22 protein-coding genes are annotated in these 19164 nt (G+C 51.5%); 11 read left to right on the forward strand and 11 right to left on the reverse strand.

What is annotated here, in order from left to right:
• Positions 1–1065 carry a heat-inducible transcriptional repressor HrcA gene (gene hrcA, locus J4E70_RS11880; protein WP_213889650.1) on the reverse strand — a complete coding sequence of 355 codons (1065 nt, stop codon included), beginning with the start codon at positions 1063–1065 and terminating at the stop codon, positions 1–3.
• Between the two features lie 120 nt (positions 1066–1185).
• On the opposite strand from hrcA, the gene rph reads away from it, so the two are divergent.
• The 4 genes from rph to J4E70_RS11900 are packed head-to-tail and all read left to right on the forward strand — an operon-like array spanning position 1186 to position 4017.
• On the forward strand, positions 1186–1899 hold the full coding sequence (gene rph, locus J4E70_RS11885; protein WP_213889652.1) for a ribonuclease PH: 714 nt from the start codon (positions 1186–1188) through the stop codon (positions 1897–1899).
• Position 1900: 1 nt separating this feature from the next.
• Entirely contained in the window at positions 1901–2509 is a 609-nt protein-coding gene (gene rdgB, locus J4E70_RS11890) for an RdgB/HAM1 family non-canonical purine NTP pyrophosphatase (protein WP_213889653.1), read from the forward strand.
• Positions 2493–3662 (forward strand): radical SAM family heme chaperone HemW, encoded by a 1170-nt coding sequence (hemW, locus tag J4E70_RS11895; RefSeq protein WP_213889654.1) that lies wholly within the window; start codon positions 2493–2495, stop codon positions 3660–3662. Before rdgB ends, hemW begins: the two co-directional genes overlap by 17 nt.
• Position 3663: 1 nt before the next feature.
• Positions 3664–4017 carry a YbaN family protein gene (locus tag J4E70_RS11900; protein ID WP_213889658.1) on the forward strand — a complete coding sequence of 118 codons (354 nt, stop codon included), beginning with the start codon at positions 3664–3666 and terminating at the stop codon, positions 4015–4017.
• On the opposite strand, the gene J4E70_RS11905 is transcribed toward J4E70_RS11900, so the two are convergent.
• The 7 genes from J4E70_RS11905 to hemJ all read right to left on the reverse strand — a co-directional run bounded on the left by J4E70_RS11905 (position 3992) and on the right by hemJ (position 11389).
• Entirely contained in the window at positions 3992–4897 is a 906-nt protein-coding gene (locus tag J4E70_RS11905; protein WP_213889659.1) for a ParB/RepB/Spo0J family partition protein, read from the reverse strand. The two genes, J4E70_RS11900 and J4E70_RS11905, sit on opposite strands and share 26 nt — an antisense overlap.
• Positions 4890–5720: a ParA family protein gene (locus J4E70_RS11910; RefSeq protein WP_213889660.1), complete on the reverse strand. Its 831-nt coding sequence runs from the start codon at positions 5718–5720 to the stop codon at positions 4890–4892. Before J4E70_RS11910 ends, J4E70_RS11905 begins: the two co-directional genes overlap by 8 nt.
• Positions 5713–6276, reverse strand: coding sequence for a 16S rRNA (guanine(527)-N(7))-methyltransferase RsmG (rsmG, locus tag J4E70_RS11915; protein ID WP_246531721.1), 564 nt, complete (start codon positions 6274–6276; stop codon positions 5713–5715). The genes J4E70_RS11910 and rsmG overlap by 8 nt, the downstream gene beginning before the upstream one ends.
• A 65-nt stretch (positions 6277–6341) precedes the next feature.
• Complete coding sequence (gene mnmG / locus J4E70_RS11920; protein ID WP_213889663.1) at positions 6342–8219, reverse strand: tRNA uridine-5-carboxymethylaminomethyl(34) synthesis enzyme MnmG; 1878 nt, start codon at positions 8217–8219, stop codon at positions 6342–6344.
• A 3-nt stretch (positions 8220–8222) separates the two neighbouring features.
• Positions 8223–9512 (reverse strand): tRNA uridine-5-carboxymethylaminomethyl(34) synthesis GTPase MnmE, encoded by a 1290-nt coding sequence (gene mnmE / locus J4E70_RS11925; protein WP_213889664.1) that lies wholly within the window; start codon positions 9510–9512, stop codon positions 8223–8225.
• 31 nt (positions 9513–9543) lie between these two features.
• Positions 9544–10815: a transcription termination factor Rho gene (gene rho, locus J4E70_RS11930; protein WP_213889665.1), complete on the reverse strand. Its 1272-nt coding sequence runs from the start codon at positions 10813–10815 to the stop codon at positions 9544–9546.
• A gap of 121 nt (positions 10816–10936) precedes the next feature.
• Positions 10937–11389 carry a protoporphyrinogen oxidase HemJ gene (gene hemJ, locus J4E70_RS11935; RefSeq protein ID WP_213889668.1) on the reverse strand — a complete coding sequence of 151 codons (453 nt, stop codon included), beginning with the start codon at positions 11387–11389 and terminating at the stop codon, positions 10937–10939.
• A 414-nt stretch (positions 11390–11803) separates the two neighbouring features.
• Between hemJ and J4E70_RS11940 the strand changes: the two genes are divergently transcribed.
• Genes J4E70_RS11940 through dnaQ form a run of 4 tightly spaced genes read left to right on the forward strand, consistent with a single transcriptional unit; the run spans position 11804 to position 14511 of the window.
• Positions 11804–12403 carry a Maf family protein gene (locus J4E70_RS11940; protein WP_213889669.1) on the forward strand — a complete coding sequence of 200 codons (600 nt, stop codon included), beginning with the start codon at positions 11804–11806 and terminating at the stop codon, positions 12401–12403.
• Positions 12400–13236 (forward strand): shikimate dehydrogenase, encoded by an 837-nt coding sequence (locus J4E70_RS11945; RefSeq protein ID WP_213889672.1) that lies wholly within the window; start codon positions 12400–12402, stop codon positions 13234–13236. Before J4E70_RS11940 ends, J4E70_RS11945 begins: the two co-directional genes overlap by 4 nt.
• A complete protein-coding gene (gene coaE, locus J4E70_RS11950) occupies positions 13233–13832 on the forward strand; it encodes a dephospho-CoA kinase (RefSeq protein ID WP_213889674.1) in 600 nt (199 codons plus the stop codon). The genes J4E70_RS11945 and coaE overlap by 4 nt, the downstream gene beginning before the upstream one ends.
• Positions 13825–14511, forward strand: coding sequence for a DNA polymerase III subunit epsilon (dnaQ, locus tag J4E70_RS11955; RefSeq protein ID WP_213889677.1), 687 nt, complete (start codon positions 13825–13827; stop codon positions 14509–14511). Before coaE ends, dnaQ begins: the two co-directional genes overlap by 8 nt.
• Positions 14512–14515: 4 nt before the next feature.
• Here dnaQ and secB read toward each other — a convergent pair whose 3' ends face one another.
• Together secB and J4E70_RS11965 are read right to left on the reverse strand one after the other, a co-directional pair.
• Complete coding sequence (gene secB / locus J4E70_RS11960) at positions 14516–15016, reverse strand: protein-export chaperone SecB (protein ID WP_213889678.1); 501 nt, start codon at positions 15014–15016, stop codon at positions 14516–14518.
• Between the two features lie 85 nt (positions 15017–15101).
• Entirely contained in the window at positions 15102–15581 is a 480-nt protein-coding gene (locus tag J4E70_RS11965; RefSeq protein ID WP_213889680.1) for an FxsA family protein, read from the reverse strand.
• 98 nt (positions 15582–15679) lie between these two features.
• Here J4E70_RS11965 and J4E70_RS11970 point away from each other — a divergent pair, with 98 nt between their 5' ends.
• The 3 genes from J4E70_RS11970 to J4E70_RS11980 are packed head-to-tail and all read left to right on the forward strand — an operon-like array spanning position 15680 to position 17954.
• Entirely contained in the window at positions 15680–16336 is a 657-nt protein-coding gene (locus J4E70_RS11970; protein WP_213889681.1) for a Tim44/TimA family putative adaptor protein, read from the forward strand.
• Positions 16333–17367 (forward strand): murein transglycosylase A, encoded by a 1035-nt coding sequence (gene mltA / locus J4E70_RS11975; RefSeq protein ID WP_213889683.1) that lies wholly within the window; start codon positions 16333–16335, stop codon positions 17365–17367. Before J4E70_RS11970 ends, mltA begins: the two co-directional genes overlap by 4 nt.
• Positions 17364–17954 carry a Smr/MutS family protein gene (locus tag J4E70_RS11980; protein ID WP_213889685.1) on the forward strand — a complete coding sequence of 197 codons (591 nt, stop codon included), beginning with the start codon at positions 17364–17366 and terminating at the stop codon, positions 17952–17954. The genes mltA and J4E70_RS11980 overlap by 4 nt, the downstream gene beginning before the upstream one ends.
• Here J4E70_RS11980 and J4E70_RS11985 read toward each other — a convergent pair.
• A complete protein-coding gene (locus J4E70_RS11985; protein ID WP_213889687.1) occupies positions 17937–19160 on the reverse strand; it encodes an MFS transporter in 1224 nt (407 codons plus the stop codon). The two genes, J4E70_RS11980 and J4E70_RS11985, sit on opposite strands and share 18 nt — an antisense overlap.
• Positions 19161–19164: the final 4 nt, after the last annotated feature.

The raw sequence follows: 19164 nt of genomic DNA on the forward strand, positions 1-19164 counted from the left end.
TTAGCTTCGGTCGGAAATCAGTTTCCCGACCAGCTGTGCCGTATAATCCACGATCGGTACAATCCGCCCATAGTTGAGCCGCGTGGGCCCGATGACCCCAACTGCACCGACAATCTTTCGATCAGCGTTCATATATGGTGAAACCACCAAAGAGGAACCCGAAAGTGAAAAGAGTTTGTTCTCAGAGCCAATAAAAATGCGAACGCCCTCTCCTTCTTCGGTTAATTCGAGGAATTCAGCGATATCGCGCTTTCGTTCAAGATCGTCAAACAGGTTTTTTATGCGATCAAGGCCCTCGGTGTCCGCCTCTTCATCCAGGAGATTCGCACGGCCCCTTACGATCAGACGTTCAGAATGCTGGCCTTCATTTTCCCAGAGGGCCATTCCGTTTTCAACCATGTCGCGGGCCAGTGAATCAATTTCCTGACGTCGGACTTTTATTTCATGGCCGACTTTAAACCGAAGCTCTGCGAGCGTTCTTCCCTCCGCCAATGAGTTCAGGAAATTTGCGGCCTCGCGGAGCGATGAAGGCGTTTGTCCCTTAGGCGGGGTGAAAACGCGGTTTTCCACGTGTCCGTCTGCAAAAACAAGAACAACAAGCGCACGGTCCTGAGCCAGGTGAATAAACTCTATATGCTTTATCGGTGCTTCGTGTTTCGGAGCCAGTACAAGACTTGCACCATGTGTGAGCCCCGACAGCGCTGAGCCTATCCTGTCGAGCATTGTTCCAACGTCACGCTCATTTGATCCGAGTGTCGCGTCGATTTTTTCGCGGTCGTCTTTATCTAGATCCCCAACTTCTAACAACCCGTCTACAAACATGCGTAGGCCTTGTTGTGTTGGTATACGGCCCGCCGAAACATGCGGGCTGTTCAAAAGCCCCATGAATTCTAAGTCTTGCATGACGTTTCGGACTGTCGCTGCGCTCACTTTTTCGCTCAACGTACGTGTCAGTGTACGGGATCCGACGGGATCACCGCTTTCGAGATAGTTTTCAACGACGCGGCGAAAAACTTCGCGCGAGCGGTCGTTCATTTCGTTATACATTTCTGAGCGATCTGCCATATCTCACCGTTATATATGCATACTGACATTAAATTGCACGCGTGGCTCGCATCAATCGTGCTTGCCTTTTTTGAGCAGGTCCGGGTATCACCCCGCAAGCTTATGATAGAGGATATTTTTATGCGCCCTTCTGCAAGACAAACCGATGAGATGCGTGCGGTTTCCATCGAGGTCGGCTTTACAAAACACGCCGAAGGATCCTGCCTGATCAAGATGGGAGAGACCCATGTGCTATGTACCGCGTCACTTGAGGCGCGCGTACCTCCGTTTCTCAAGAATTCTGGTCTTGGGTGGGTAACCGCAGAATACGGAATGCTGCCACGCGCGACACATACCAGAATGCGCCGCGAATCTGCCGCAGGCAAACAATCTGGTCGTACTCAGGAAATTCAGCGCCTGATTGGGCGCAGTCTTCGCGCGGGCGTTGACCGTGTTGCGCTGGGTGAGCGTCAGATAACGGTCGATTGCGACGTTATTCAAGCAGACGGGGGCACCCGCTGTGCCGCAATTACCGGCGGATGGATTGCGCTGCGCCTTGCTGTAAACAAACTAATGAAAACGGGCGAGGTCATTTCTGATCCATTGCTCGACCCGGTATCAGCTATCAGTTGCGGAATCTACGCTGGCCAGCCTGTGCTGGACCTTGATTACCCCGAAGATTCGGAAGCCGGCGTTGACGCCAATTTTGTGATGACCGGGTCTGGGAAACTGATCGAGGTTCAAATGTCCGCCGAAGGGTCAACCTTTTCACGCGAACAAATGAATGCCCTCATGGATTTGGCTGAAAAAGGCTCTGCAGAATTGACTGCTGCGCAACTTGCTGCGGTTGCCTGAAATGCGAAAGCTAACGGAAGGCAAATTGGTGGTCGCCACCCATAATGCTGGAAAGCTCCGGGAGATTTCTGCGCTTCTTGCCCCTCACGGGGTCGATGTTGTTTCTGCTGCTGCGCTTGGCTTTGACGAGCCGGAAGAAACAGAAGATACCTTCGCCGGAAACGCCCGCATAAAGGCGCATTTCGCTGCAAAAAAAAGCGGCTTGCCTGCTTTGTCCGACGACAGCGGCATTATGGTCGATGCGTTGGATGGCGCGCCGGGCGTTTACACGGCTGACTGGGCTGAAACACCAGATGGGCGCGATTTCCCAATGGCAATGAGTAAAGTTTGGTCAAAGCTTGAGGATATGGGCGCAAAAGAACCTCGTTCGGCCTCTTTCAATTGTACGCTTTGTCTTGCCTGGCCGGATGGGCATGACGAATTATTCGAGGGTAAAGTCGATGGGCGCCTTGTCTGGCCGATACGTGGTAGCCATGGCTTCGGGTATGATCCTATGTTTCTTCCAAATGGCGAGTCCGAAACCTTTGGCGAAATGAGCCCTGAGAAGAAACACGGGATGAGCCACCGCGCCGCGGCTTTTTCAGAACTGGTTGATGGATGTTTTGACTGAAGATTGGCAAAATGGGGGCTTTGGGCTCTATCTTCACTGGCCCTTTTGCCAGTCCAAATGCCCATATTGCGACTTCAACTCTCACGTCTCGTCGTCAGTGGATCAGGCCCGTTGGCAGCATGCATTCCTTTCTGAAATTGAGCGCGTTGGAGAAGAAACTGGGGGGCGCGTCCTAAATACCGTATTTTTTGGGGGCGGTACGCCCAGCCTGATGGACCCGGCCCTGGTTTCGGCGATTATTGAGAAAATCTCGGACACCTGGACGCTGGCCAATGATGTTGAAATCTCGTTAGAGGCAAATCCCACGTCAATAGAAGCTAGGCGTTTCCGTGGCTATCGAGACGCGGGCGTTAATCGCGTCTCAATGGGGGCTCAGGCGCTAAACGACGAAGACTTGAAACGCCTGGGCAGATTGCACAGCGCCGCAGAAGCTATGGAAGCCCTTGATATTGCTCGTAAAACATTTGATCGGGTGAGCTTTGATCTGATTTATGCGCGCCAGCATCAAGCTCTTGATGATTGGCGCGCCGAATTAGACACCGCGCTTTCATTGTCTCTGGACCATCTATCGCTTTATCAACTGACAATAGAGCAAGGCACCGCTTTTGGAGACCGATTCAACCGCGGCCGGCTTGGCGGACTTCCCGACGATAACGCTTCTGCGGATATGTATCTGGCGACCCAGGAGATCTGCGATACCGCGGGTCTTTCGGCCTATGAAGTCTCTAACCATGCCAAAAATGGCTTTGAATCGCGCCACAACCTGATTTATTGGCGTTACGGGGACTACGCCGGAATTGGCCCAGGCGCGCACGGTAGACTAACACTATTGGGCGAGAAAACAGCGATAGAAACTCATTCCTATCCTCAAAAATGGCTTGAGGCGGTTGAGGGTACAGGAACTGGCGAAATGTACCGGGAGCTGGTCAAGAAAGAAGATCAGGCGCTGGAATACCTGATGATGAGCCTTCGGCTTGCTGAGGGAATGGACCTGGACCGCTTCCATGCGCTCGCCGGTCATCGGATTAACCCACTTAATATCAATAGGTTAGCTGATCTGGGGATGGTGTTTAAGACTCGGGACCGGCTGGTCGCTACCCCAAATGGCCGTGTGTTGCTAAATTCAGTTCTTAGCGAACTACTGGCGGAATAATATGCGGCTGCTTTGGGTCAGCATTGGTCTTTTCACTCTCGCGCTCGGTTTAATTGGTGCTTTTTTACCAATTCTTCCAACGGTGCCCTTCCTGCTTCTTTCGGCGTTCTGCTTCGCTCGGTCGTCAAAGCGCTTGTATAACTGGCTTCTGTCGCATCCGGTTTTTGGACCCCCCATTCAAGACTGGCGAAAAAACGGCGCAATACGTCGCCGTGCCAAAATCCTGGCAACGGCATCAATTGCTACAGCGTTCATTGTACCATTTGCGCTTAGCGTCGCACCCTCCGTGCTAACATTGCAGGCCGTTGTACTTGTCGCTGTGCTGATTTTTATCTGGACTCGTCCAGAGGCATAGCTGTCAGTATCCGGCAAAGCTCATCCAGGTCTTCCAGCGTTTTGTACTTTATCAAAACTTGGCCGGAATCTTGGCCTGGCTTGTGGTCAACGATGACTTTCATACCAAGGTTAGCTGACAGGTCTGCTTCTAAGGCGCGGGTATCCGCGTCTTTCTCTGCTCTCTGTGGCTTTATTGCTGTCGGTTTTATCTTCGGCGCCTGAGCCAACCGTTCCGTTTCGCGAACGGACAAACCTTTCGCAACAATCTCTTTTGCAAGTTTCAGCGGATCTTCCGTTGTAATCAGCGCGCGGGCATGTCCGGTCGTAAGATCGCCCGATCTAAGCATGTCCAGCACCGGTTCCGGCAGCTGAAGCAAACGCATCAGGTTGGCGATGTGGCTTCGGCTTTTAGAAAGCCCCTGGGCAAGCTTTTCTTGTGTATGGCCGAATCTGTCCATCAACTGTCGATAGCCCATCGCCTCCTCAACCGGGTTAAGATCAGCCCTTTGAATATTTTCTATAATTGCAATCTCAAGAACTTCGGTATCGCTGAAATCGCGTACAACGACAGGAAGCTCGTGCAGCTGTGCAACTTGTGCTGCGCGCCAGCGTCTTTCACCGGCAACAATTTGATAAGTATCTGTATTGTTAGGGTTTTCTCGGACAATAAGTGGCTGGATTACGCCTTTCTCACGAATTGACGCCGCGAGCTCTTGAAGGTTTTCATCAGCAAAACTTCGCCTTGGCTGGTCAGGGTTTGGGACAAGCTTCTCGATAGGGATTTTTCTGTCTGCTGCGGCAGGAACCGCCCCCTCGCTGCGTTCGTCTGCCTGGACATCAGCCATAAGCGCCGATAGTCCGCGTCCAAGTCCGCGACGCTCGTGTTTTTTGTCAGCCATCCTCGCCCCTCCCTATATTTAGTATTGTCCCGTGTCGTTGCGCTAATTCTTGAGCCAAGGCACGATATGCCTGACTTCCTTTGGAGCTTGAATCATATTCAAGCACCGAAAGCGCAAAAGACGGGGCCTCGCTTACGCGAACGTTTCGTGGAATTATGGTTTTAAACACCAAATCCCCCAGATTGTCCCGCGCATCTTTCTCGACCTGCAATGACAAGTTATTGCGGCTATCGTACATGGTCAGCACAATACCTTCGATCCTTAGGCCAGAATTCGCTGTTTGCCGTATCTCGCGGATCGTCAGCATAAGCTGCGATAGCCCCTCGAGCGCAAAGAATTCACTTTGCAGCGGCACAAGCACCGAATGCGCTGCGACCATGCCGTTAACGGTCAGCAAGCTCAGCGAAGGCGGGCAATCGATCAAAATGTAGTCAAGCTCAAAGAAATCGATTGCCGGTTGGCGAAGCGCGTCGTGCAAAAGAAAGCTGCGCTTCTCGCTCGAAAACAATTCTATATCAGCTGAGCTAAGATCGGTCGTCGCGGGAATGATCACCAATCCCTCTACCGAGGTTGGCTGCACTACATCGTGTAGTGCTGCGTCGCCCAGCAACAAGTCATAGGTGGTTAGCTTTCGATGATCTGAGTCGACGCCGAGCCCGGTTGATGCGTTTCCTTGTGGGTCAAGATCAACAATCATTACGTTCAGGCCAAGCTCTGCCAGAGCTGCGCCGAGATTTATTGTTGTTGTTGTTTTGCCAACGCCGCCTTTTTGGTTCGCCACGGCAATAATCTTTGGTCCTGTTGGTCGAGTCGGATCAGACACGCGCAATGTCTCCAAGTTTTAGAATAACGGCATTTAAATTTGTCTTACTCGGGAACTCTTGGCTTTTGAACGTCCAAGATGCAAGAGCTTCCTTTAATTCTTCTGCGTGGTTCGCACCCTTGGGGAAAAGAGCGGCACCGGACGGCGCAAGGTGCCGTTCTGCGTACTCACATAACTTAACTAGCGGTGCGAGCGCCCTCGCAGACAAAACGTCAGCTTTTAAGGGGGTTAGCCCCTCAATTCGTTCAGAAACAACATCTGTATTTACAGCTAATTCTCTGACGGCGGTACGCAGGAAAGTTGCTTTTCTTTTATCGCTTTCAACCAGGGTCATTTTCGTTTCGGGAGAGCGTTCTTTCAGCAACACCGCAACAACTAAACCGGGAAATCCGCCGCCTGCCCCAAAATCGGCCCAGTGATGGATCTCCCGAGTCACCAGATCACACAGTTGCGCAGAATCCAGAAAATGCCGCGTCCAGATTTCATCGATCGTCGCTTTCGAGACGAGATTTATCGTGGGATTCCATTTTTCCAGAAGTTCGGCGTAAAACTCCAACCGATCCAATGTTTCACGTGAAACATCTATCTCCGCGCAAAACGCACCCCTGCCGTCGCGAGCCGTCACGCAGAGCGCTTTCTTTTCGCCTGCTGAAGCTTAGCTAGCAAAAGAGTCAACGCCGCTGGCGTAACACCTTCGATTCGGCCAGCTTGCGCAAGTGTCTGGGGTTGAACGGTTTTCAGTTTATTTTTAAGCTCGTTTGAAAGCCCGTTCAAACCATCGTAGTCAAAATCCGAAGGTACCTTGTGCTGCTCGTCCCTTCGCATCGCCTCAACGTCTTTCGCTTGCCGGCCGATGTAATTCTCATAGACGGCATCGCGCGAAAGCTGAACTTTCACATCCTCTGAAATATCGCTCATCGATGGGTCAAGTTTTTCAAGCAAGCCAAAGGTAACATCCGGAAAAGACAACAGCCTGTATCCGGAACGCCGAACGCCATCCTGATTAATGTTTATTCCCTCAGCGGCGATTTCTTTCGGCGTTATCGAAAGCGCTAACAGTTTTTCTTTCGCGGAGGCGAGCGCATCTCCTTTTTCCTCAAATGCTATGCGCCTGGCCTTACCTACACATCCAAGGTCAATGCCAATCGGCGTCAAACGCTGATCAGCGTTATCGGCGCGGAGCGACAAGCGAAACTCTGCGCGAGAGGTGAACATGCGGTAAGGTTCAGAAACACCCCTTGTTATCAGGTCATCAACCATGACGCCGATGTATGAATCTGCGCGGCTAAAAATTACTGGCTCTCTACCGGTTGCCACCAGTGCCGCGTTCAAACCAGCGACAAGCCCTTGCGCCGCAGCCTCTTCATACCCGGTTGTTCCATTAATCTGGCCGGCCAAATACAGTCCGGGCACAGTTTTCGTTTCCAATGTCGGCTTTAATGCCCGCGGGTCCACGTAATCATATTCAATCGCGTATCCCGGCTGAACAATCTCTGCGTTTTCAAGGCCGTAGATCGAATTTACATAAGCTTTCTGTACATCCTCGGGCAGCGACGTTGATATACCATTCGGGTAAATGGTGTCTGTATCCAACCCCTCGGGCTCCAGAAAGATTTGATGTGAGGTTTTATCAGCGAACCTTACGATCTTGTCCTCAATAGACGGGCAATAGCGTGGCCCGACACCGTCAATGTGCCCGCCGTACATTGCGGAAAGCTCTAGGTTTTTCCGAATTATTTCATGCGTCTGTTCATTCGTATGCGTGATACCGCATGAAATTTGCCGCGCCGTAACTGACTTTGACATAAAGGAAAACAGGGTTGGCTTGTCATCGCCTGGCTGTGTTTCCAGCAAGTCCCAGCGGATTGTGCTTCCTTTAAGGCGTGGTGGCGTTCCCGTTTTAAGGCGCCCCAACGCAAAACCAAACTCGTCCATCCGTTCGGCCAGTTTGACGGATGGCTTGTCACCAATCCGGCCTCCTGGGCGCGATACATTTCCAATGTGAATTACACCGCGCAAGAAAGTGCCTGTCGTCAGAATGACAGATTTCGCAAAAATCTCTGCTTCATCTTGCAGTTTCAGCCCGCTGACTTTGCCGTTTTTAACTACTAAATCAACAACCTCGCCCTCAATCACAGTCAGGTTTTGGGCACATGAAATCTCTTCCTGCATCGCGTTTCGGTACAAATTTCGGTCCGCTTGCGCGCGCGGCCCCTGAACTGCCGGGCCTTTGCGTCGGTTTAGAAGGCGAAACTGAATACCCGCTTTATCAGCGACGCGGCCCATTGCACCGTCAAGCGCATCAATCTCGCGCACGAGATGACCCTTACCAAGACCGCCAATCGCCGGATTGCAGGACATCACACCAATAGAACCAAAGCTGAGAGTTACCAATGCTGTGCGCGCACCCATCCGGGCAGACGCGAGAGCAGCGTCAGCGCCAGCGTGGCCTCCGCCAACAACTACAACATCAAATCCCCGATGTTTCACGTGAAACATTCCTTACTTTCCAAGACAGAAACTCGCGAAAATTTCGTCCAATATGTTCTCGACATCCACCAACCCTATCAAAGAATCCAGAGCGCGAATGGCTGTCCGGATCTCTTCGGCCGCCAGCTCGGCGCGATCCGGGCCATTCATTACCTCATTTCGCGCTGATTCCAAAGCCTTCATCGCTCGTTCAATTGCGATCCTGTGGCGGTCGCGGGTTGCGGTCGCTGCGGTCGCAACCCTTACATTCAGAATCTTTACAATTCGCGCTATAAGTTCCGACACCCCGAGCCCGGTTTTCCCCGATACGCTAAACCCATCGTTGCCCCTTAGGTCACCTTTACCTTTGACTACGATATCATCGGCTTCCGGCTGCAATTCAAGGTATGATCCTTCATCACCCTGCAAGAACACACGCATGTCGGCTAGCCTTGCGCGCTCCATCGCCCGCGCAATGCCGATCCCTTCGACGTAATCCTCTGTTTCGCGCAGACCTGCAGTATCTAGTACCGTGACCGGAAGACCGTTCAGATCCATACGCACTTCGATGACATCGCGCGTGGTGCCTGCGTACTCAGATGTTATTGCCGCTTCCCGTCCCGCCAGGGCGTTCAGCAAAGTCGATTTTCCAGCGTTAGGCGGTCCGACAATTGCCACTTCAAAGCCGTCTCTTATTCGTTCAGAAACCGCAACGCCCCGTGCTTCTTCTTCCAGCGATAATCCAACTTCCGCCAGCAGCTCCAACACTTCTGGCGATACATCAACAGGTACGTCTTCGTCTGCGAAATCTATTGTTGCCTCAAGCAACGCCGCTGCCCGAATAAGCCGGCTCCGCCAAACTGCTGCTTTGTCACCAAGGGCACCTGTCAGCACCCGCAGGGCCTGCTTGCGCTGCGCTTCTGTCTCGGCCTCTATCAGGTCCGCAAGCCCCTCTACCTGCGCCAGATCAAGCTGTCCGTTTTCCAGAGCACGGCGCGTAAATTCACCCGGCTCTGCTAGCCTGAGATCTTCCTGTTTTTCCAATGCTCTGAGTACTGCGGCCACGGTTGCCTGACTGCCATGCAAATGCAGCTCTGCAGATTGCTCGCCTGTAAAACTGTGACCCTCGACAAAGGTCAAAACCAACGCTTCATCCAGCAATTGACCCGCGTCATCCCTCAAAGGCCGTAGCCCGGCCACGCGTGGTTCTGGCAATGACCCGGCAAGGTTTTCGATCGCAGAAAAAGAGCGCGGGCCGGATAACCGGATAACCGCAACACCCGCTTTTCCGCGGGCTGTCGCCAGGGCATAAATCGTCTCCATTTTTAACTAACTATTTGTTTTAGTTAAATAATTATGTATTCATCGAGTCGAAGAATTCAGCATTCGATTTCGTTTGCTTAAGTTTCGAGATCAGGAATTCGATTGCATCGGTCGTACCCATTGGGTTGAGGATACGGCGCAGCACGAATGTTTTCTGCAAGTCAATTTTATCAACCAGCAGGTCCTCTTTCCGGGTGCCTGACTTCAGGATATCCATCGCCGGGAATACGCGCTTATCCGCGACCTTACGATCAAGAACGATTTCTGAGTTACCAGTGCCTTTGAATTCTTCAAAGATAACTTCGTCCATCCGGCTGCCCGTATCAATCAATGCTGTCGCGATGATGGTTAGCGAGCCGCCCTCTTCAATGTTCCGTGCAGCGCCGAAAAACCGCTTAGGCCGCTGTAGTGCGTTTGCATCGACACCACCCGTCAGGACCTTACCAGAGGACGGCACAACCGTATTAAAGGCTCGCCCGAGACGCGTGATAGAGTCAAGCAGGATAACAACGTCACGCTTGTGTTCGACAAGCCGCTTCGCTTTTTCAATTACCATTTCAGCAACAGCAACGTGGCGGGTTGCAGGTTCGTCAAACGTTGAAGACACAACCTCGCCTTTAACTGAGCGCTGCATGTCCGTCACCTCTTCGGGACGTTCGTCGATCAAAAGAACAATCAGGTAGCATTCTGGATGGTTCATCGCGATCGAATTCGCGATGTTCTGCAAAAGAACAGTTTTACCTGTACGAGGTGGCGCAACAATCAATCCGCGCTGACCCTTACCAATTGGCGCAACAAGGTCGATTATGCGGGCTGAACGGTCTTTCGTAACCGCGCCTTCAACTTCCATCTTGAGGCGCTCATCGGGATAGAGCGGCGTAAGGTTATCAAAAGCGACTTTGTGTTTTGCTTTTTCCGGCTCTTGAAAGTTAATCGCCGCGACGCTGATCATGCCAAAATAGTTTTCGCCGTCCCGCGGTGCTTGAATCACGCCCTCGATTGTATCACCCGTCCGCAGCGAAAACTGACGAATCATTTCTGGTGAAACATAAATGTCGTCTGGCCCAGCGAGATAGTTTGCTTCGGGTGATCTTAAAAAACCAAACCCGTCTTGCAAAACTTCTAAAACACCATCACCGGATATTTCCCATCCATCGTCCGCGCGTTCCTTGAGGATCGAAAACATCATGTCGCCTTTTCGCATGGTCGACGCATTTTCGATCTCAAGCTCCTCAGCCATCGACAGAAGATCTTTGGGCGTTTTTATTTTCAGGTCAGCAAGGGACAGGCATTCTTTCGTCATTGGGGTGCTCTCTGGACCGGCCTTATTGGCGCACGGTCAATGTTCAGTGGGGAATCTACCCAGCCGGACGGCTGGTTTCGATAGACCAAATAGGGCCAGAACCCCTGCAAGTCAACATTCCTTAGAAAGGTCGCACCACCACTGAGGTAACAATTACCAACAAAAGAATTGTGGGAACCTCATTCATCACCCGGTATCGCCGCCCGGTCAAAGTATTTTCACCTCGTAAAAAATCTTTTCTACGATACCCAAGCCAATGATGAAACCATGTCATACCAAGCACCGCTGCAGCTTTTAACCACGGCCAGACAAACGCCCAGGTTACGACGCCAGGGGTAAAGACAAGCAACAAACCAAACACCCAGGTTGAAACCATAGCCGGGTTCATAATCAGGCGAAGAAGCTTAACTTCCATCTTCTGAAACAATTCATCTGTATCTGACCCTTTTTGAACTTCTTCTGTGTGATAGACAAAAAGGCGAGGAAGATAAAAAAGACCTGCCATCCAAGCGATAACTGAAACAATATGAAGCGTCTTAATCCAAGGATAAAAATCTGTAAGGATGTCGGTCATTCTATATCGCCCCCAAGTTTCTACACTATCTTTCTAAATTAATAAAAGAAGAAGAAAAGAGATGATGATTATGTAGCGATCAGGAATTCTCTGGATTAAATAGTTATTCACAGAATGGTACAGATAAGAAAAACCTGTGTGTAAATGGCAGATAACCCGAGGATAAAAAAAGAACAAAAATTACTTATTTATTACAAATAGTTACATAGAAATTACAGAAATAATTTGTGGATAAATACGGTTAATTCAGAGAGCGGGCGATTTCTCCACAAAAAGATTTTATCCTTTCCCACCGGGGATAAAAATGCTGGATAGCGACTGAACTAAGGCGAGAATACAGAACTTCGGCGAAAACCATTTTTTCGCCCAATTTACCCATAACTAATACAATCAATCATCCACAGGGTCTTCAACATGTCACAGCGGATCATTCTAGCGTCAGGTTCCGAAATTCGTCAGAAACTTTTGAAAAATGCTGGAGTCCCCTTTGAAGTTCAGATTGCGCGCGTGGACGAAGAGAGCATCCGGAATTCTCTTTTGGCAGACGGGGCCTCGCCGCGGGATGTATCTGATGCGCTGGCTGAACAAAAGGCCCGCTGTATGAGCCAGAAAAACCCAGAAGCGCTTATAATCGGTTGTGATCAGATACTGGAAGTTTCTGGCGCTATACTCGCGAAACCGAAATCAGTTGACGAGGCGCGCGCCCAACTTGTGCACTTACGCGGATCACGCCATAGTTTGCTTTCTGCGGTCGTCGTCTATGAAGGTGGCGCGCCAGTTTGGCGACATATCGGGCAGGTAAGGTTGCATATGCACAGTTTTTCGGATTCATATCTAGACGCCTACCTCGGCCGAAACTGGCATAGCATTCAACACTCGGTCGGTGGCTATAAACTGGAAGAAGAAGGCGTAAGGCTTTTTTCCAAAATAGAGGGTGACTATTTCACGGTTCTGGGGCTCCCATTGCTGGAACTTCTGTCGTATTTTTCTCTGCGAGGGGTATTGGAAAAATGAGCGAGCAAAAAATTCCACTGGCAGGTGTTGTAGGATCTCCGGTATCGCACAGTAAATCGCCGGCACTACACGCGCATTGGTTAAAAACCTACGGTATCAGGGGCCACTACATTCCGATGGATGTGGCCTATGACGATTTGAAAGAAGCGATCCGGACACTGCCACGTCTTGGGTTTGTCGGAGTGAACGTAACGATTCCACATAAAGAGGCGGTGTTGGAAATTGCAGATCTCGTGACCGACAGGGCAGCATTGATAGGTGCCGCGAATACATTAATCTTTCGCAAAGATGGCAGGGTGCATGCAGATAATACCGACGGCTACGGATTTATAGAAAATCTAAGGCATGGAGCCCCCAACTGGCGGCCAGACGCTGGCCCGGCCGCGGTGATTGGCGCCGGTGGCGCGGCGCGCGCTGTTTTGGCGACTTTGATAGAAGTGGGCGTCAAAGAAATTTTTCTATCCAATAGAACCCGATCAAGAGCGGATTCACTGCGCAGTGAATTTGGAACAAGGATAAAGGTGTTTGATTGGGTGCAGTCAGGCAATATGCTCGATGACGCAGCGACAGTGATAAATACATCTTCGCTTGGCATGGTGGGTAAGCCAGATTTTCGGATCCCGCTGGACGGGCTAAATAAAAAAGCAGTTGTTACAGATTTGGTCTACGCCCCGCTGAAAACAACGCTCTTGAAAGCCGCCGAAGAAATGGGGTGTCAGACAGTCGATGGTCTTGGAATGTTGTTGTATCAGGCAGCGCCCGCATTCGAGCGGTGGTTCGGAGTAAGACCCACCGTAGATGAGGCGACAAGGAAGGCTGTATTGTCGGTATGAAAAAACCATTTTTTCTTGGTTTGACCGGCTCCATCGGTATGGGAAAGTCCACGACCGCACGACTTTTTGCCGAAGCGGGCATCCCGGTGTGGGATGCTGATGCCGCAGTTCACAGGCTTTATGGAAAGGGCGGTGAAGCCGTTAGATCAATACGGGCCCTGTGTCCGCAGGCGGTTGTGGACGGAGTTGTAGACCGAGGGACTTTGAAAGCATGGATTGCGTCAGACGCAACGGCACTAAAACAGATTGAGGTTATTGTTCATCCACTGGTCGCTAAAGACCGCCAGAGATTCATCGAAGAAACGAATTCGGATATACTCCTGTTCGACATTCCGCTGTTGTTCGAGCTTGGAACCGAGTCAACGATGGATGCAACTGTGGTGGTTACAGTTCCCGAAAATATTCAACGCGCCCGAGTTCTCGAACGCCCCGGGATGGATGAAGGGCAGCTAGACCTTATTCTCTCAAAGCAGATGCCGGATTCCGAAAAGCGAAACCGTGCCGACTTTATCATAGAAACGCTGACACTGGACGAGGCGCGCGCCGCTGTTCATGATGTGCTTGAAAAAGTAAGAAAGCGGATTGCGAATGCGTGAAATCGTTCTTGATACGGAAACGACAGGATTTGAGCCAGAGCAAGGTGACCGCATCGTTGAAATCGGCGCAGTGGAGCTGTGGAACCAACTGCCGACGGGAAAAACGTACCACCAATATATCAACCCAGAACGGGAAATGCCGCAGAGCGCATTTGAAGTACACGGTCTTGGCGACGAGTTTTTATCAGATAAGCCGGTATTTAAAGCGGTAGGTCAGGAATTCCTCGATTTCGTAAAGGATTCGCAGCTGGTGATTCATAATGCCAGTTTTGACATGAAATTTCTGAATGCAGAGCTGAAATGGGCGGGCCTTCCATTGTTGCCCATGGGCCAGGCATTTGACACGCTTGCTGTCGCACGCAAAAAATTTCCGGGATCACCAGCGTCTCTTGATGCTTTGTGCCGAAGGTTCGGAATCGACAATACAGCACGAACACTTCACGGTGCCCTATTGGACTCCGAAATACTGGCCGAAGTGTATCTTGAACTTATTGGTGGTCGTCAGCCAGATTTCGCTCTGGCTTCGGATGCAGCCTCGTCAAACTTAGTGGGCTCTGAAACAGAATGGCGTCCCCGTCCGCGCCCGGTTTCGCTACCATCAAGACTCACAAAAGAAGAAGCTGCCGCTCACACCGCACTTGTTGACGCGATGGGCGACGGCGCACTTTGGAAAAACTAGGTTCCTAAGAAACGGGTTGGTTGGCTTTTTCCGCCTCAGCACGGCGTGCGATTTCCTGCCGATAAAGCGCTACAAAGTCGATCGTTTCCATGTTCAATGGCGGAAAGCCACCGTCGCGGGTTATGTCGCTAACAATCCGACGAACAAAGGGAAACAGCATTCTCGGACACTCGATCATCAGATAGGGGTGCAATTGTTCTTCCGGTAGATTTTCGATCTGGAAAACGCCACCATACTCAAGCTCCAACAAAAACAACGGATCATTACTGCTCTTGTTCTTGGCTTCGATTTTATATTTGGAAATCACTTCATACTGGTTTTCGCCGCTACGTTTTTTAGCGTCCATCGTCACCTGAACCTGTATGTCAGGCAGAACTTCACCCTGAGCGCCTTTTTGCACCAGGATGTTTTCAAAAGACAAATCACGAGTGAATTGCCCGAGGACTTGCATTTTTACTGGTTCTGGTTGGGCTTGAGGCTGCGCGCCGTTTTCGTTTTCGGCCATTTTCAATTTCTCCAAAAGATATCTGACTTTGCAAGGCCGTTTATCAGGTCATTCCCCGGGCCTCAATGATGTCTCGCGACAAGATTTAGTGTTTTGTCCAGCCCGATGATCCTTGCGTTGGGGGCTTGGACGGATCCACCTCGGTATATTCCGCATCAATTATCGTTGTACCGGGGTTGGTATCCTGCCTCGAACGCTCACCCATGGCGAAGCTCTGAACCTCGATGCGGGCACGGATGTAGCGGTATGCGACTGCACGAAAGGGTGGGAACAGCAATAAAAACCCGAAAGCGTCTGTGAAAAACCCAGGTGTTAGCAGCAAAACACCTGCGATTAATATCATCGCCCCGTGGGCCAACGGCTCGGTCGGATCGCTAAGTTCAGCAAAAGACCCGCGCAGCTGTGATATCGCAAGCGCACCCTGATTGCGCACCAGCCAGGTACCCAGAAACGCGGTAAGAACGACAATTGCAAGTGTCGGCCATAAGCCAATAAAGCCACCAAGCTTGATAAAAAGCGCGATCTCAATCAACGGAACTGCGACAAAGGCAAGCAATAGCCACATAAGAACCTCTTTCATCTATCTGGCGCGGTAGACTTGACCTCGCCCCTGTCCTACATATGTCCAGTGAACGTATGTTACCATCCTTTCGAGAGGTTCTGATGAGCAATGCTGCGATTCAACTGCTGGTTCTAGCCGGCGTTGCGATATTTTTGATCCTGAAACTTAAAAGCGTTTTAGGTACACGGGAGGGTTTTGAAAAACCTCCGACACCAATGGCGGTTGACAAATCCCGCCGGGCGGGGCTCGAAGTGATCGAGGGAGGGCCAGATCGTGATATCACGGACCATGTAGAAGAAGGCAGCGACGCTGCAAAAGCGCTTGTTGCGATGAAGGGCGCTGATCAGAGTTTTATGGTTGGTGAGTTTTTACAGGGCGCCCGAAGCGCTTATGAAATGATTCTCATGGGTTTTGAAAAGGGCGAGCTTAACTCTATTCGCCCCTTCCTTGCCGAAGACGTCTTTAACGCTTTTTCAGAAGTTGTGGCGGAGCGTGAAAAAAAGGGCTTAACAGTCGAAGCAGAGTTTATCGGCGTTAGCGAAACCACCCTTGTCGGCGCGGACTTTGACCGCTCTACAGGCATCGGCGAAATGCACGTCAGGTTTGTTGGTGAACTGAGGTCAGCGGTGCGGGATTCTGCCGGCGATATCGTTGAGGGCGACCCAAAAGAACTTAAACGTCAAAAGGACACCTGGACATTTGCCCGGACGCTAGGTTCAAGCGACCCGAACTGGCAACTGGTGGCTACAGGGGAATGAGCCATGCGCTTTTGGGGGCTATCGTTATGGCGGTTTTCGCCATGACTTTGCCAACAAAAGCAGCAGAACCGACCCATGAGTTACTTCGCTTTGACGAGCTGAGCGGTTGGAAAGAAGACGACCATCAGGCCGCGCTTACAGCATTTCTGGAAACATGCGGCGATGTTGACGGCGAAGATTGGTCGGCTCTTTGTTCGTTGGCAAAAACACAGCCAAGCGCACGCACCTTTTTCGAACTATTTTTTCGTCCAGTCTTGATAAAGGACGGCAATCCGGCGTTGTTCACCGGGTATTTCGAGCCGGAACTTTCAGGCTCTATGACGCGCACGGGTCGCTATCGGTATCCACTTTACCGCCGGCCGCCAGAAGCTCAGGGCCTTTGGCTGTCACGCCGTCAAATCGAAGAATCCAACGCGCTTCAGGGCCGGGGCCTTGAAATTTGCTGGGTCGACGACCCGGTAGAAGTTTTCTTTCTTCAAATTCAGGGATCTGGTCGGATCCGGCTGACAAACGGTGAAATTTTACGTGTTGGGTATGGCGGGGCCAATGGCCATACCTATCAGTCCATCGGTCAGGAACTTGTACGGCGTGGCGTATATCGGGCTCATCAGGTCTCTGCGCAGGTTATTCAAAACTGGGTACGTCGAAACCCTGTCGATGGGGTAGAGTTGCTGCGTCACAATCCGTCGTATGTTTTTTTCCGCCGCCTCAGAGACCTGCCAGAGGAGAAGGGCCCCTTGGGCGCGATGAACCGCTCAGTTACCCCGATGCGTACGGTGGCAGTTGACCCGAATTATGTTCCGTTGGGTGCGCCGATCTGGGTGGAAAAACGCGGCTCGGGCGCATTTAACCGTTTGATGATCGCACAGGATACCGGGTCCGCGATAAAGGGCGCGCAACGCGCGGATATTTTTTATGGATCGGGCGATGGTGCAGGGCGCGAGGCGGGAAAGGTTCGTGACCCTGGCCGCATGGTTGTTTTGCTTCCAATCCAGGTTGCATTCCAACTGGTTCCAGAGGATGCGGGATGAGCCGAAAACGCCGAACCCTGCGCCCTGATGAAGAAGAGCTTTGGAAGCGGGTTGCAGAGACGGCGACACCATTGCGCCCCGACGTCCCAAACCCAAAGGTAGCATTTGAGTTGGCGAATGTTCGACCTAAGGCAAAAAAAGTAACCGTACAGCCGTTTTCTTTCGGCGAGAAAATAATTCAGAAACCAGCAAGGCACGACTTTGCTTCCTCAATCGGCGAAGACCTTTCCAAGGCGCCGCTACAAATGGATGAAAAAGCTTTTGGTAAGCTAAAGCGCGGCAAGCTTAGCCCAGAAGCACGCATAGATTTGCACGGCATGACAATTGCACAGGCCCATCCGGTTTTAACTGGGTTTATCCTTAATGCGCATGCTTCGCGAAAACGGCTGGTTCTCGTGGTCACCGGCAAGGGTAAATCGGCAATTGACGACGGGCCGATTCCGGTAAGGCGCGGGGTCTTAAAGCACCAGGTGCCTCACTGGCTGCATTCCGCCCCCTTACGCCAAGTCGTTCTTCAGGTGTCCGAAGCACACCTTAAACACGGCGGATCCGGCGCTTATTATGTCTACCTAAAGCGTCACCGTTAACATTCGTCGTGCGCGGTTGACCGAGACTGCAACCAACCCGGACGCCGCTATGATAATCACCGCAATCCCAATCATCTGATCTTCAAAATTCAAACCCCTATCGATCAGGAATCCGGTTACGCCGGGCCCGATTGCAGATCCGAATACAAGCGCGGCCATCGCAAGCGCCTTTATCGCCCCAAGGTGTTTTGTGCCATAAAATTCAGCCCAGAAGGCGACAGCCAGTGTCGCTTGCCCCCCGACTGTTATTGCCATCACGCCCATCGCTAAGCCGGCGGCGAAATAACTTTCGGCATCGGAAAAAAGAACAAACCCGGCAGCGAGTGGTATTTGATAAACAGGCATCAATCGAGCGGTTCCAAACCGATCTATAAGCCAGCCAAAAACCAGCGTCGAAAGAACGCCGACGATCGTATAAACCGGAAACAGGGCGACAAGCGCAGCATGGGGCCAGCCTTTGACCTCGGCCAGGTGAACCTGATGAAAGAAATGTGCCGTGATAAATGCTGAAGGCGCCATCAAAGAGGGGATAACGGCCCAGAACAACCAGTGGCGCAACACGCTGAAACGTTGCCAATGCAACCCATTCATTCCGGCGGACGGGCTTTCGTCAGCAACAGACTGCGGTGTACGCTCTTCGTTCAGAAGAAAAAGGAGAGCCGGGATGCAGGCAAGTGCAAGCGACGCACACACCACCCAGAGGAATTTCCAGTAAAAAAGTGTCATTAGGGAAACAAAAACAAGCGGTAATGCCGCCTCGCCAATAGCATATCCCATTGATGCAATGGCAAGCGCCCGACCCCGCGTTGCCACATACCAGCGCGCCATCGCGACCGAGGCGATATGACTGTTCATACCCTGCCCGGTGAATCGAAGCAGAAAGATGACAACTGGCAGCGCCCAGGCTGCAGGCGCAAGCGCCATAGAAAGACATGCCAGCGCAAGCCCAACCATGACAAAAGCACCCAAAGACCGAACGCGAAACTTGTCGGTCAACGCACCCGCCCAGATCATTACAATGGCTGACGTCGCTGTACCTAATGAGTAGATGCCACCCCATGCACCATGGCTAAGTCCGAACTCCTGCCGGATTTCGCCGGCGAATACCGAAATGAAGAAGGTTTGGCCAAAGCTCGATACGAGTGTCAGCAGTACCCCGGCCGATAACCAGCGAACATTACTTCGGAGAAAACCAAGAAAGGACATCAAT

It is taken from the genome of Pseudohalocynthiibacter aestuariivivens, assembly GCF_018457175.1.
GTDB classification, from domain to species: Bacteria; Pseudomonadota; Alphaproteobacteria; order Rhodobacterales; family Rhodobacteraceae; genus Pseudohalocynthiibacter; species Pseudohalocynthiibacter aestuariivivens.

Bases quoted from the DNA above. Each gene is read 5' to 3' on its own strand.
- hrcA (WP_213889650.1), bottom strand. From the start codon at position 1,065: ATGGCAGATCGCTCAGAAATGTATAACGAAATGAACGACCGCTCGCGC.
- rph (WP_213889652.1), top strand. From the start codon at position 1,186: ATGCGCCCTTCTGCAAGACAAACCGATGAGATGCGTGCGGTTTCCATC.
- rdgB (WP_213889653.1), top strand. From the start codon at position 1,901: ATGCGAAAGCTAACGGAAGGCAAATTGGTGGTCGCCACCCATAATGCT.
- hemW (WP_213889654.1), top strand. From the start codon at position 2,493: ATGGATGTTTTGACTGAAGATTGGCAAAATGGGGGCTTTGGGCTCTAT.
- J4E70_RS11900 (WP_213889658.1), top strand. From the start codon at position 3,664: ATGCGGCTGCTTTGGGTCAGCATTGGTCTTTTCACTCTCGCGCTCGGT.
- J4E70_RS11905 (WP_213889659.1), bottom strand. From the start codon at position 4,897: ATGGCTGACAAAAAACACGAGCGTCGCGGACTTGGACGCGGACTATCG.
- mnmG (WP_213889663.1), bottom strand. From the start codon at position 8,219: ATGTTTCACGTGAAACATCGGGGATTTGATGTTGTAGTTGTTGGCGGA.
- mnmE (WP_213889664.1), bottom strand. From the start codon at position 9,512: ATGGAGACGATTTATGCCCTGGCGACAGCCCGCGGAAAAGCGGGTGTT.
- rho (WP_213889665.1), bottom strand. From the start codon at position 10,815: ATGACGAAAGAATGCCTGTCCCTTGCTGACCTGAAAATAAAAACGCCC.
- hemJ (WP_213889668.1), bottom strand. From the start codon at position 11,389: ATGACCGACATCCTTACAGATTTTTATCCTTGGATTAAGACGCTTCAT.
- J4E70_RS11940 (WP_213889669.1), top strand. From the start codon at position 11,804: ATGTCACAGCGGATCATTCTAGCGTCAGGTTCCGAAATTCGTCAGAAA.
- J4E70_RS11945 (WP_213889672.1), top strand. From the start codon at position 12,400: ATGAGCGAGCAAAAAATTCCACTGGCAGGTGTTGTAGGATCTCCGGTA.
- coaE (WP_213889674.1), top strand. From the start codon at position 13,233: ATGAAAAAACCATTTTTTCTTGGTTTGACCGGCTCCATCGGTATGGGA.
- dnaQ (WP_213889677.1), top strand. From the start codon at position 13,825: ATGCGTGAAATCGTTCTTGATACGGAAACGACAGGATTTGAGCCAGAG.
- secB (WP_213889678.1), bottom strand. From the start codon at position 15,016: ATGGCCGAAAACGAAAACGGCGCGCAGCCTCAAGCCCAACCAGAACCA.
- J4E70_RS11965 (WP_213889680.1), bottom strand. From the start codon at position 15,581: ATGTGGCTATTGCTTGCCTTTGTCGCAGTTCCGTTGATTGAGATCGCG.
- J4E70_RS11970 (WP_213889681.1), top strand. From the start codon at position 15,680: ATGAGCAATGCTGCGATTCAACTGCTGGTTCTAGCCGGCGTTGCGATA.
- mltA (WP_213889683.1), top strand. From the start codon at position 16,333: ATGAGCCATGCGCTTTTGGGGGCTATCGTTATGGCGGTTTTCGCCATG.
- J4E70_RS11980 (WP_213889685.1), top strand. From the start codon at position 17,364: ATGAGCCGAAAACGCCGAACCCTGCGCCCTGATGAAGAAGAGCTTTGG.
- J4E70_RS11985 (WP_213889687.1), bottom strand. From the start codon at position 19,160: ATGTCCTTTCTTGGTTTTCTCCGAAGTAATGTTCGCTGGTTATCGGCC.